This is a genomic window from Streptomyces coffeae, assembly GCF_016741875.1.
Lineage (GTDB): Bacteria > Actinomycetota > Actinomycetes > Streptomycetales > Streptomycetaceae > Streptomyces > Streptomyces coffeae.
Map to the genome: position 1 here is coordinate 328,354 of NZ_JAERRF010000005.1, position 12,700 is coordinate 341,053.

The following is a 12,700-nucleotide window of genomic DNA, read 5'->3' on the forward strand; positions in this document are numbered from 1 at the left end:
CTGCCGTGCCCCGCTGTGTTGCAAGAGCGACACAAAAGCCGCCCGCCCGGCTGGACTCCCGGCACCAGTGCATAGGGTTTTCGCAGGGCCGCACAGCCGGGCGGTCCGGGGCCGCGCCCTGCGCAGGCCACGGGGAATTTCGAGAGACGAGAGTAGGGACAGCACGTGACGGTCAACATGTCCAAGGGTCAGGCCATCAGCCTGCAGAAGGCCGACGGGGGCACCCTGACCGCGGTGCGGATGGGGCTGGGCTGGCAGGCGGCGCCCCGCCGCGGGCTGTTCGGATCACGTACGCGGGAGATCGACCTCGACGCGTCGGCGGTGCTCTTCGCCGACCAGCAGCCCACCGACGTCGTGTTCTTCCGTCACCTGGTCAGCGACGACGGCTCGGTGCGCCACACCGGTGACAATCTGGTCGGCGGCGCGGGCCAGGGCGGCGACGACGAGGCGATCCTGGTCGACCTCCAGCGCATTCCGGTGCACATCAACCAGATCATCTTCACCGTGAACTCCTTCACCGGCCAGACCTTCGCCGAGGTGCAGAACGCGTTCTGCCGTCTGGTGGACGAGACCAACGGCCAGGAGCTGGCGCGCTACACCCTCACCGGCGGCGGTCAGTACACCGCGCAGATCATGGCCAAGGTGCAGCGCGTGGGCAATGGCTGGGAGATGAAGGCGGTGGGTGAGCCCGCCAACGGCCGTACCTTCCAGGACCTGATGCCGCACATCCTGCCGCACCTGTAAGACGCCGCTGTCCGTCGGCCCGGTGGCGCATCCGCCCGCCGGGCCGATGTGTTCGGCGCCGCAACACCCGCACCGCAGCAGACACATCCGTACGCATGACGCATACAACGGAACACAACGAGGGGACGCAGCGATGACGGCCGAGCTGGTGCGGGGGCAGAACCACCCTCTGCCCCAGACCCGTTTGGAGATCCGGATCTCGGCGGGCAATCCGATCGTGGCCGGGGCGACACTCGGCGATGAACAGGGCACGGTGCACGGGGCGGAGTGGGTCGCCCACCCCGCCTCGCCGCAGCTGCCCGGTATCGAGGTGTCCAAGCAGGCCGCGGCGGACCACCGGCTCGCCGTCGACCTCGGCGCGCTGCCCGAGGGCGTCCACCGGGTCACCGTGCTGCTCGCGCTGCCGACCGGCGTCGGCGGCCCGGTCCGGTTCGGCTCCCTGGCCGCCCCGTTCGCGGCCGTCACCGGGCTCGACGGCGCCGAGGTGGCCAGCTACACCATCACCGGTCTGGAGGCGGAGTCCGCGGTGGTCGCGCTGGAGCTGTACCGCAGGCAGGGCGACTGGAAGGTGCGCGCCGTCGGCCAGGGGTACGCGGGCGGCCTCGCCGCGATGCTCCAGGACCAGGGGCTGCCGCAGGCCGCCGAACTCGCCGCGGAGATCAACGAGGCGGTGGCCCGGGGCATGGCCCGTTCGGTTGCCCAGCCGCCGCCCCGCCCCGGGGACGACGGACGGGTGCGGACCGCCACCGCGGGCGGCAGTTCCGAACCCGCACCGGTCCCCGCCCAGTCACAGAGCCCGGCGCAGCCGCAGACCCCGGCCGCGTCCGGCACCGGCGGGCCGGTCAACTACCAGCACCCCGGCCGCCGTACGGCCACCCCGCCCACCCCGCCCCCGGCCGTACCGCCCGCCGCGCCCGGCCGGCCGCCCCAGCCGGTCGCGGGCGACGCCTCCGGCTGGACCATGGACGAGCGGCTCTACAACCAGGTCTGGGGGATGTTCGAGGACCTGGCCCGCACCGCCGCCGCCTACCGCAGCGCCGTGGACTTCGCGGACTCCCGGATGGAACAGGAGCTGGACCGGGTGCTCTCCGATCCGCGCTCCCGGATCGGTGCCGCCGCCGACACCGCCCGCGCGGAGGCCCGCGCCAAGCACACCGCTCTGGTGGACCAGGCCCGCACCGCCCTCGACCGCGACCTGGCGCAGCTCGCCGCCGAGGCCGAGGTGGTCGAGCCCGCGCTGCCGCCCGCGTACGCCCGCTGGGGCAGCCCGGTCTGGCAGGGCTACCAGGTGCCGATGGAGATCCCGATGGCGCTGCGCCTGGGCGATCTGCACCTTCCCGAGCGCACCGATCTGCGAATCCCCATGCTGGTGCGGCTGCCGCTGGAGCGCGGGCTGTGGATCGACGCCGGGCGGTCCGGCTCGCCCGAGGGGGCGCTGCTGGACTCCGGGGGCCTGCGCAAGCTGGCCTCGGACACCGCGGTGGCCATCGCCGCCCGGCTGATGGCCGTCTATCCGGTGGGGGAGTTCCAGCCGCATGTGATCGACCCGGCCGGTTCGGCCTCGGCCTCGTACGCCCCGCTGTTGGAGTCGGGCGCGCTGCGGGCGCCCGCGGCCGGAGCCCAGGGCGTGACCTCGACGCTCGCCGCGCTGACGCGCCGGGTGGACCTGGTGCAGATGGCGGTGCGCAGCGGTGCCACGGACGCGCTGCCGCCGGATGTGGACACCGCCGAACAGCTGCTGATCGTCCATGACTTCCCGCACGGCTTCGACGACCGGGCCGTGACCCAGCTGCGTTATCTGGCGGACGAGGGGCCCTCGGTGGGCGTGCATCTGATGATGGTCGCCGACCGTGATGACGCACGGGGGTACGGGCCGGTGCTGGACCCGCTGTGGCGCTCGCTGCTGCGGATCACCCCGGTCGCCGAGGACCATCTCGCCGACCCCTGGGTGGGGCACGCCTGGACCTACGAGCCGTCGCTGGCCCCGGCGGGCAGCCAGGTGCTGTGGCAGGTGATGGGGCAGGTGGCCCGCGCCCGGGAGGCATACGGCAGGTAGGGCGCGCGGCGCTCCGCCAGAGCGCCCGCGGTGGCCGGTGATCCGGTCACCCCGGGTGCTCTTTGGATTGCGCAATGAGTTGGCAAACCCATCTGACCTGGGCTTTTATCTTTTTCTTTACTCTTCCATGGGTATTCCTGTACTCTCTTTCGTGCGGAGGGGAGTACTCCTACGCGGTGTTCCCGTCAATACGGATCGCGGACGGCTTCCTATGAGGCCGGACAAGATCCCGGGGCACCGGCCCGTGCGGATGCGCGGGCGGAAGAGACCTCCGGCAGCGACACGCTGAAACTGCCGCACACATGCCGGAGGAACCGTGGATGTTTCCCTGAACATGTGGGCACTGACCATCGCCGGTCTCAGTGCCCTCATTGCCGTCGACTTCTTCATCGGCGGCCGCAAGCCGCATGAGGTCTCCCTCAAGGAGGCCGGGATCTGGACCGCCGTCTGGATCGTCCTCGCCGGGCTCTTCGGCCTCGGCCTGCTGTTCTTCGCGGGCGGCCAGCCCGCCGGAGAGTTCTTCGCGGGCTTCATCACCGAGAAGTCGCTGAGCGTCGACAACCTCTTCGTCTTCGTCCTGATCATGGCGAAGTTCGCGGTGCCGACGATCTATCAGCAGCGGGTGCTGATGGTCGGTGTGCTGATCGCGCTGGTGCTGCGCGCGGTCTTCATCGCCGGAGGCGCGGCGATCATCTCGAACTTCTCCTGGGTCTTCTACCTCTTCGGCGCCTTCCTCATCTGGACGGCCTGGAAGCTCATCCAGGAGGCGCGATCCGGTGAGGAGGAAGAGGAGTTCGAGGAGAACCGCCTGCTGAAGGCGGTCGAGCGGCGCTTCCCGTCCACCGACAAGTACCACGGCACCAAGCTGTTCATCGTGGAGAACGGCAAGCGGCTGATGACCCCGATGCTGATCGTCATGCTGGCGATCGGCACCACGGACGTCCTGTTCGCCCTGGACTCGATACCCGCGATCTTCGGCCTCACCCAGGACCCGTACATCGTCTTCACCGCCAATGCCTTTGCCCTGATGGGTCTGCGCCAGCTGTACTTCCTCATCGGCGGACTGCTCAAGAAGCTGGTCCACCTCTCGTACGGGCTGTCGGTCATCCTCGGCTTCATCGGCGTGAAGCTGGTGCTGCACGCGCTGCACGAGTCCGGGGTGCACGTCCCCGAGATCAGCATCCCGGTCTCGCTGGGCGTCATCTGCGCGGTGCTCGCGGTCACCACGGTCACCAGCCTCTACGCCTCGAAGAAGCAGGCCGCGGCGGAGGCCGGTGCCACGGCCGCGGCCGAGGACTCGCAGCGGGAGAAGGACAGCGTGGACATCTGACCCACGCGGGGGCGTGCGCCGTCCCGCACGCCCCGTCCGACTCCCCCGCCAGGCGCGCAACTCCGACGCACCGGTGCGGGCGCCCCGCCCGGCGCCCACTCCGACGCACCCGGTGCGCGCGCCCGGGACAGGCGCCCCCTCCATCAGGCGGGCGCCTCTCCTGTTTCCAGGGGCCGTACGGCCGGCCGCTCCTCCGGGGAACGGTCGGCCGTCGGCCGGGTCTCGGGCAGCAGCGCAAAACAGCCCAGGCTGAGCAGCGCGACCGCGGTCAGATACCCGGCCACGCCCCACGGCGGGCCGTCGCCGCGCGACACCGCCGTCGCCACCACCGGGGTGAGCGCCCCGCCCAGCACACCCCCGAGGTTGTAGCCGACCGCGGCACCCGTGCAGCGCACCCGCGCCTCGTACAGCTCCGGCAGATACGCCGAGATCACCGCGAACATGCTGATGAAGGCGAGCATCGCGACCGCGAACCCCAGGAACATCAGCGGCGGCTCCCCGGTGCGCAGCAGCGCGATCATCGGGAACATCCACACCACCGTGGCCGCGCAGCCCGCCAGACACATCGGCCGGCGTCCGAAGCGGTCGCCGAGATGGGCCGCCAGCGGGGTCATGGCGCCCAACACCGCCACCGCCGCCATGATGCAGCCCAGCATCACCGTACGGTCCACACCGAGCTCTTCCGTGCCGTACACCAGCGACCAGGTGGTGACCGCGTAGAAGACGGCGTAGCCGACCGCGAGCCCGCCCGCGGTGAGCAGTACCAGCCGCCAGTGGCCGCGCACCACCTCGGCCAGCGGCGCGGTGGCCCGCTCGCCCTGCTCGGCCAGCTCCCGGAAGCGCGGGGACTCGGTCAGCCGTGTACGCAGCAGCAGCCCGGCGCCCGCCAGCACCCCCGCGGCCCAGAACGGCACCCGCCACCCCCAGGACCGGAACTCGGCGTCGCTCAGCCCCGCCGACAGGGCCAGCATGGTCCCGTTGGCCAGCAGGAACCCGATGGACGGGCCGACCTGCGGAAAGCCCGACCACAGCCCGCGCCGCCGCGCCGGCGCGTGCTCAGCGGTCAGCAGCACCGCACCGCCCCATTCGCCGCCGACGCCGAGCCCCTGGAGAAAGCGCAGGACCAGCAGCAGCACCGGGGCGGCGATCCCGATGGAGTCGTACGTGGGCACAAAGCCCACCGCGACCGTGGCCAGACCGGTCAGCAGCAGCGAGGCGACCAGGACCGGCCGCCGCCCGTGGCGGTCCCCGAGCGGCCCGAAGAGCAGGGAGCCGAGCGGCCGCGCGAGGAAGCCGACGGCGAAGGTGGAGAAGGCGGCGAGGGTTCCGGCCAGCGGCGAGAAGGTGGGGAAGAACAGCGGGCCGAGGACGAGGGCCGCGGCCGTGCCGTAGGCGAAGAAGTCGTAGAACTCGATCGCGGTACCGGCCAGGGACGCGGCCGCGAGTCGGGCCATGGACGGGGAGCGGTCAGGGTGCATGCCGCGCCAACCGCCGTCACCCCCCGGCGGTTACGGGGCGCACGGCAGGCGTACGGAGGGGCCGGGGGCTCCGGCGGCGCGCAGGGGGCGCTACCAGCCGCGCCTGCGCCATTCACCCAGCTGCGGGCGCTCGGCGCCGAGCGTGGTGTCGTCGCCGTGGCCGGGGTAGACCCAGGTCTCGTCCGGCAGCCGGTCGAAGAGCTTGGTCTCGACGTCGTTGATCAGGCTCTCGAACGCCTTCGGGTCCTTGAAGGTGTTGCCGACCCCGCCGGGGAAGAGGCAGTCGCCGGTGAACACATGGGGGTGGCCGTGCGGGTCGTCGTAGACCAGCGCGATGCTGCCCGGGGTGTGGCCGACCAGGTGGCGGGCGGTCAGCACGACCCGGCCGACGCGCAGCGTGTCGCCGTCCTTCACCAGGACATCGGTGGGCACCGGGATGCCCTCCGCGTCGTAGCGACCCGCGTAGGTACGGGCGCCGGTGGCCTCCCGCACCTCGCGCAGCGCGCCCCAGTGGTCCTGGTGGCGGTGGGTGGTGACCACGGACGCGATGCCGCTGTCACCGATGAGGGAGAGCAGGGTGCGCGGCTCGGCCGCGGCATCGATCAGCAACTGCTCGTCGGTGGCCCGGCAGCGCAGCAGATAGGCGTTGTTGTGCATGGGGCCGACCGCGACCTTCGAGATCATGAGATCGGTCAGTTCATGCACATCCGCCGGTCCGCCGACCGTCACCGCTCCGCTGTAGGTCATGGCCTCAAGCCTAGCGGCGGGAGTACGGGCAGGGGGCCGCCCGGACGGACCGGATCCGCGCCGGGAACGTCAGCCGCAGCGGGGGAATACCGGGGCGCCCCGCGAACCTTGAAGAAGTGAGGACGTCGGGCCGGCGCTCGACGAATCGGTCGGCAGATCCGCCACGGTGTCCGCCACGGTGCGGCCGACGGCGGGTCCCCGTGCGTAGTCGTTCATGTCCCGACCGTAGTGCGGGCTACACGATCGGGTGAACCCGGCTCACCAGTCCCGCAAATCGAATGTGCGTGCTATAGGCTCGGTGTGCTGCATCCTTAAGACACCATCCTTAAGACACCGCCGTGGCGCCCCCATACTCTTGGTCTGGGGGCTTCGCTCCGCTCCGTTCCTGCTCGTCGGCAGGGAGCCCCGGGAGCGGGCCCGGCGCACCCACCTCTCTCAAGAAAGGTGCCGACCGGCGTGGCCGACCGTCTCATCGTCCGTGGCGCTCGTGAGCACAACCTCAAGAACGTCTCGCTCGACCTCCCGCGTGACTCGCTCATCGTCTTCACCGGTCTGTCCGGGTCGGGCAAGTCGTCCCTCGCGTTCGACACGATCTTCGCCGAGGGGCAGCGCCGCTACGTCGAGTCGCTCTCCTCCTACGCCCGTCAGTTCCTGGGCCAGATGGACAAGCCCGATGTGGACTTCATCGAGGGCCTGTCCCCGGCGGTGTCCATCGATCAGAAGTCCACCTCGCGCAATCCGCGCTCCACGGTCGGCACCATCACCGAGGTCTACGACTACCTCCGGCTGCTGTTCGCCCGGATCGGCAAGCCGCACTGCCCCGAATGCGGCCGTCCGATCGCCCGCCAGTCGCCGCAGGCGATCGTGGACCGGGTGCTGGAGCTGACCGAGGGCAGCCGCTTCCAGGTGCTCTCCCCGCTGGTGCGCGAGCGCAAGGGGGAGTTCGTCGACCTCTTCTCCGACCTCCAGTCCAAGGGATACAGCCGGGCCCGGGTGGACGGCACCACCGTCCACCTGACCGACCCGCCGAAGCTGAAGAAGCAGGAGAAGCACACCATCGAGGTGGTCGTCGACCGCCTCACCGTGAAGGACAGTGCCAAGCGGCGGCTGACGGACTCGGTGGAGACCGCGCTCGGGCTCTCCGGCGGCATGGTGATCCTCGACTTCGTGGATCTCGACGAGGACGACCCGCAGCGTGAGCGGATGTTCTCCGAGCACCTCTACTGCCCGTACGACGACCTGTCCTTCGAGGAGCTGGAGCCGCGCTCCTTCTCCTTCAACTCACCGTTCGGCGCCTGCCCGGAGTGCACCGGTATCGGCACCCGGATGGAGGTCGACCCCGAGCTGATCGTCCCGGACGAGGAGAAATCGCTCGACGAGGGCGCCATCCACCCCTGGTCCCACGGTCACACCAAGGACTACTTCGGGCGGCTGGTCGGCGCGCTCGCCGACGCGCTCGGCTTCCGTACCGACATCCCCTGGGCCGGGCTGCCGCAGCGCGCCAGGAAGGCGCTGCTCAACGGGCACAAGACCCAGATCGAGGTCCGCTACCGCAATCGCTACGGCCGTCAGCGCGCCTACACCACGGCCTTCGAAGGGGCGGTGCCCTTCGTCAAGCGGCGCCACTCGGAGGCGGAGAGCGACTCCAGCCGGGAGCGGTTCGAGGGCTATATGCGCGAGGTGCCCTGCCCCACCTGTGAGGGCACCCGGCTCAAGCCGATCGTCCTCGCGGTCACCGTGCAGGGCCGGTCCATCGCGGAGGTCTCCGCGATGTCGATCAGCGACTGCGCCGAGTTCCTGCGGAACATGAAGCTCACCGCCCGTGAGAAGACCATCGCCGAGCGGGTGCTCAAGGAGGTCAACGAACGGCTGCGGTTCCTGGTCGACGTCGGCCTGGACTACCTCTCGCTCAACCGCGCGGCGGGCACCCTCTCCGGTGGCGAGGCCCAGCGCATCCGGCTGGCCACCCAGATCGGCTCCGGCCTGGTCGGTGTGCTCTATGTGCTGGACGAGCCCTCGATCGGGCTGCACCAGCGCGACAACCACCGGCTGATCGAGACGCTGGTGCGGCTGCGCGACCTCGGCAACACCCTGATCGTGGTGGAGCACGACGAGGACACCATCAAGACCTCGGACTGGGTGGTGGACATCGGTCCGGGCGCCGGTGAGCACGGCGGCAAGGTGGTCCACAGCGGGCCGCTGAGCGAGTTGCTGGTCAACAAGGAGTCGATGACCGGCCACTATCTGTCCGGCAAGAAGGCCATCGCGCTGCCCGCGATGCGGCGGCCGGTGGACCCCAAGCGGCAGCTGACGGTCCATGGCGCCCGGGAGAACAACCTCCAGGACATCGATGTGTCCTTCCCGCTCGGGGTGCTCACCGCGGTCACCGGTGTCTCGGGCTCGGGTAAGTCCACGCTGGTCAACGACATCCTCTACACCCATCTGGCCCGTGAGCTGAACGGCGCGCGGGCGGTCCCGGGGCGTCACACCCGGGTCGCCGGTGACGATCTGGTCGACAAGGTGGTGCATGTCGACCAGTCACCGATCGGCCGCACCCCGCGCTCCAACCCGGCCACGTACACCGGTGTCTTCGACCATGTGCGCAAGCTGTTCGCCGAGACGATGGAGGCGAAGGTGCGCGGCTATCTGCCGGGCCGCTTCTCCTTCAACGTCAAGGGCGGCCGCTGCGAGAACTGCTCCGGTGACGGCACCATCAAGATCGAGATGAACTTCCTGCCGGATGTGTATGTGCCGTGCGAGGTCTGCCACGGCGCGCGCTACAACCGGGAGACCCTCGAGGTGCACTACAAGGGCAAGTCCATCGCCGAGGTGCTGGACATGCCCATCGAGGAGGCGCTCGACTTCTTCGAGGCGGTGCCCACGATCAGCCGCCATCTGCGCACGCTCAATGAGGTGGGGCTCGGCTACGTCCGGCTGGGGCAGCCCGCGCCGACCCTCTCCGGTGGTGAGGCCCAGCGCGTCAAGCTGGCCAGCGAACTCCAGAAGCGGTCCACCGGGCGCACCGTCTATGTGCTCGACGAGCCGACCACCGGTCTGCACTTCGAGGACATCAGCAAGCTGATCAGTGTGCTCTCCGGCCTGGTCGACAAGGGCAATACGGTGATCGTCATCGAGCACAACCTCGATGTGATCAAGACGGCCGACTGGGTGGTGGACATGGGTCCGGAGGGCGGCAGCGGCGGTGGTCTGGTGATCGCCGAGGGCACCCCGGAGAACGTGGCCTCCGTCCCGGCCAGCCACACCGGGAAGTTCCTGCGGGACATGCTGGGTGAGCGGGTGAGCGACGCGACGGTGCCCGCGGCGCGCAACGGCGGCAAGAGCGGCGGTGCCGCGAAGAAGACCGCGGCCAAGAAGGCGCCCGCCAAGACCGCGGCGAAGACGGCCGCCAAGAAGACCGCTGCCAAGAAGACCACCGCCAAGAAGACGGTGGCGGCGAAGAAGGCGGCCGGCAGCTAGCGATATGAGCCGTGGCCCGGTCGGCCGTGCTGAACGGCGGGCCGGGCCACGGGCGTTGGGGCGCGCCGGGGCGGCCTGGCGCCGGTCCCCAGGGGGCGTCAGGTCAGCTCGGCGGCGTAGGGCGGTTCGGCACCCGGGCGTGAGCAGGTGATCGCGGCGGCCCGCGCCGCGAAGCCCAGCACATCCCGCCAGGCCGCCTCGTCCAGCTTGGCGAGCGCGGGCGCCGACAGCGCGTGATGCGCCGCGAGCCGGTGGAGCAGCGCGGCGTTCACGGTGTCGCCCGCGCCGATGGTGTCCACGATCTCCACCCGCTCACCCGGCACCGCGCAGCCACTGCCGTCCTGGCACCGCACACTGATCCCGTCCCCGCCATGGGTGAGCACCACCGCGGCCGGACCCGTCGCCAGCCACTCCCGTATGGCCGCGTCCACATCATCGGTGTCCGCCAGCCAGGCCGCGTCCTCGACCGACAGCTTCAGCAGCCCGACATACGGCAGCCAGCCGCGGAAGCGCGCCCGGTAGGCGTCCGCGTCCGCGATCAGACCGGTGCGGATATTGGGATCCAGCGCGGTGAACACCCCGCGCTCCGCCTCACGCCGCAGCAGCGCCTCGTATGCGCTGGCGCCCGGCTCCAGCACCAGCGAACAGGTGCCCAGCGACAGGGCGGTGACCCCGTCGGGCAGCGCGGCCGGCAGCTCGAACAGCCGGTCCGCGGTGCCCTCGACATAGAAGCCGTATCCCGCCGAGCCATCAGCGCTGATGGAGGCGACCGCGAGAGTGGTGGGCTCCGGGCCGCGCTGCACCAGCGCGGTGTCCACCCCGTCCGCCCGCAGCCCGGACAGCAGCGCCTCACCGAAGCTGTCGGTGGACACCCGTGAGCAGAACGCGGTGGGCGAACCCAGCCGCCCCAGCGCCATCGCGGTGTTGTACGGCCCGCCGCCGCGCCGGGGCAGCAGCGCGGGCAGCTCACCACCGGCCGGGGAACCCGGCGGCGTACTACCGGGCGTACCACCGGGCGCAGCACCGGGCACAAGGTCGATCAGGGCTTCTCCGGCGACGACGATCACGGGACGGATCCTTTCCTGGTGCGGACCGGGAGCTCAGGCGGCACAGCCGCAGGAGGTGCGATGGACAAAGGAACAGGGCAGTCGGACCGTCCGGGGCGGCCGCGCCGGGTCCGCCAGCCGGTCGAGCAGCAGCCCCAGCGCGGCACTGCCGATCTCCCGGCTGGGCTGGGCGATCGCGGTGAGCCCGGGGGAGAACACATCGGCCCAGGAGAAGTCGTCGAAGCAGACGAGCGCGATGTCGTCCGGTACGCCGAGACCCGCCGCCCGCAGGGCGCGCAGCGCGCCGATGGTCATGGTGTTGTTCGCGGTGATGATCGCGGTGGGCGGTTCGGGGAGGGCGAGCAGCCGGTGCGTGGCCTCCTCGGCGCCCTGGGCCGCGGAGTGGCCACCGGCCAGCAGCTCCGGTGCGAACGGCAGCCCGCGCGAGCGCAGCCCGGCCCGGTAACCGGCGATCCGCTCGGTGGTGGTGCTCAGCCCCGGTTCCCCGGCGACCAGGCCGATCCGCGTGTGGCCGAGGTCGGCGAGATGGAGGACCAACTGCTCGACCGGGGCGGTGTTCTCGGCGCACACCTGGTCGTGGCCCTCGCTCACCAGCCGGTCGAGGAAGACCGCGGGTACCTCACGCCGGGTCAGATAGTCCACCAGCGCCGAGGGCTCGGCGGACGGGGCCACGATCACACCGTCCACCCGCCGCTCATGGAGCAGCTGGACCACCTTGCGCTCATGCGCGGGATCGTCGTGCGGATCGGCGATCAGCAGGCTGTAGCCGTGTTCGAGGGCGCGGGACTCGACCCCTTGCAGAATCTCGGTGAAGTACGGATTCCTGATTGCCGAGACGGCCAGTCCGATCGACCGGGTACGCGCGGTGACCAGGGAGCGCGCCAACGTGTTCGGGGTGTAGCCGAGGGCGTCGATGGCGTCCAGGACCGCCCGGCGGGTGTCCGGGCGCACCGGCCGGGTCTCGTTGAGCACATGCGAGACGGTGGCCACGGACACGCCCGCACACCGGGCCACATCCGCCATGGTCGTCATCCGCCGTCCCTTTCGCTGTCTCGCGCGGTTGTCGCCGGGCCGCTGTGCCGTGCCGTTGTCGCCGCGCCGCTGTCCGGGCCCACTTGTGCTGCCCGCCGGGGGAACGTACACCACTCGAGGGGGTGACGTAAACGCTTGCGCAAGCGTTTACGTCGCGGCCGGCGCCACCACGGGACCGTGCGACACCACCACGCGACCGCGGTGGCAAGCGGACGGATCTGTGCCGGTATCGTCGTTACGCCATGACTCTCACCAGGAGCCCGCTATGAGCAGCAAGCCCGCCTCCCGACGAACCGTGCTGTGCGGCGCGGCACTGGCCGGCGCCGCGGGCCTCGGAGTCGCCGCCTGCTCCGCGGGCGGCGCGGGTGCGAAGGCCCCGGTCACCCCCACCGCCCCGGTCGACCTCGGCGCGGCGGACGCCGTCCAGCCCGGTGGCACGAAGATCTACCGCGAGGACCGGGTGGTGGTCGCTCGGGACGCGGACGGTGCGTACACGGCGTTCAGCGCGGTGTGCACGCACGCCGGATGTGTGGTCGACGCGGTCGAGGACGGGAAGATCAGCTGCTCCTGCCACGGCAGCCAGTTCGACGCCCGGACCGGCAAGGTTCTCGAGGGCCCCGCCACCGAGCCGCTGCCCTCCGTCCCGGTCAGGGCCAAGGGCGGAAAGCTCGTCGCGGGCCCGGACGCCTGAACCGCACCGGCCCGTACGCCCCGTACACCCCCGGACCCGCGGCCGGGTGCCCCCCGGACCCGCGGCTGAAGGGCGCCG

The 12,700-nt window shown here is 71.0% G+C and carries 9 protein-coding genes; 5 read left to right on the plus strand and 4 right to left on the minus strand.

Annotated elements, in window-relative coordinates:
• Positions 1-165: 165 nt before the first annotated feature.
• From JK363_RS10775 to JK363_RS10785, 3 genes are all read left to right on the plus strand, one after another.
• On the plus strand, positions 166-744 hold the full coding sequence (locus JK363_RS10775; protein WP_201874237.1) for a TerD family protein: 579 nt from the start codon (positions 166-168) through the stop codon (positions 742-744).
• 133 nt (positions 745-877) lie between these two features.
• On the plus strand, positions 878-2,800 hold the full coding sequence (locus JK363_RS10780) for a TerD family protein (protein WP_201874239.1): 1,923 nt from the start codon (positions 878-880) through the stop codon (positions 2,798-2,800).
• A gap of 316 nt (positions 2,801-3,116) precedes the next feature.
• On the plus strand, positions 3,117-4,130 hold the full coding sequence (locus JK363_RS10785) for a TerC family protein (RefSeq protein WP_201874241.1): 1,014 nt from the start codon (positions 3,117-3,119) through the stop codon (positions 4,128-4,130).
• Between the two features lie 143 nt (positions 4,131-4,273).
• Here the strand turns inward: JK363_RS10785 and JK363_RS10790 are convergent, their stop codons facing one another.
• The gene (locus tag JK363_RS10790; protein ID WP_201874446.1) at positions 4,274-5,584 is read right to left on the minus strand and encodes an MFS transporter; all 1,311 of its coding nucleotides are present in this window, start codon (positions 5,582-5,584) and stop codon (positions 4,274-4,276) included.
• Between the two features lie 114 nt (positions 5,585-5,698).
• A complete protein-coding gene (locus JK363_RS10795; RefSeq protein WP_201874243.1) occupies positions 5,699-6,355 on the minus strand; it encodes an MBL fold metallo-hydrolase in 657 nt (218 codons plus the stop codon).
• A gap of 456 nt (positions 6,356-6,811) precedes the next feature.
• Between JK363_RS10795 and uvrA the strand changes: the two genes are divergently transcribed.
• Positions 6,812-9,832 carry an excinuclease ABC subunit UvrA gene (gene uvrA / locus JK363_RS10800; protein WP_201874245.1) on the plus strand — a complete coding sequence of 1,007 codons (3,021 nt, stop codon included), beginning with the start codon at positions 6,812-6,814 and terminating at the stop codon, positions 9,830-9,832.
• Between the two features lie 98 nt (positions 9,833-9,930).
• On the opposite strand, the gene JK363_RS10805 is transcribed toward uvrA, so the two are convergent.
• A complete protein-coding gene (locus tag JK363_RS10805; protein WP_201874247.1) occupies positions 9,931-10,899 on the minus strand; it encodes a carbohydrate kinase family protein in 969 nt (322 codons plus the stop codon).
• A gap of 33 nt (positions 10,900-10,932) precedes the next feature.
• Positions 10,933-11,931 (minus strand): LacI family DNA-binding transcriptional regulator, encoded by a 999-nt coding sequence (locus JK363_RS10810; protein WP_201874249.1) that lies wholly within the window; start codon positions 11,929-11,931, stop codon positions 10,933-10,935.
• A gap of 265 nt (positions 11,932-12,196) precedes the next feature.
• Here JK363_RS10810 and JK363_RS10815 point away from each other — a divergent pair, with 265 nt between their 5' ends.
• Positions 12,197-12,622, plus strand: coding sequence for a QcrA and Rieske domain-containing protein (locus tag JK363_RS10815; RefSeq protein ID WP_201874251.1), 426 nt, complete (start codon positions 12,197-12,199; stop codon positions 12,620-12,622).
• Positions 12,623-12,700: the final 78 nt, after the last annotated feature.

Coding starts and splice junctions, on each gene's coding strand:
- JK363_RS10780 (WP_201874239.1), top strand. CDS start 878: ATGACGGCCGAGCTGGTGCGGGGGCAGAACCACCCTCTGCCCCAGACC.
- JK363_RS10790 (WP_201874446.1), bottom strand. CDS start 5,584: ATGGCCCGACTCGCGGCCGCGTCCCTGGCCGGTACCGCGATCGAGTTC.
- JK363_RS10795 (WP_201874243.1), bottom strand. CDS start 6,355: ATGACCTACAGCGGAGCGGTGACGGTCGGCGGACCGGCGGATGTGCAT.
- JK363_RS10810 (WP_201874249.1), bottom strand. CDS start 11,931: ATGACGACCATGGCGGATGTGGCCCGGTGTGCGGGCGTGTCCGTGGCC.
- JK363_RS10815 (WP_201874251.1), top strand. CDS start 12,197: ATGAGCAGCAAGCCCGCCTCCCGACGAACCGTGCTGTGCGGCGCGGCA.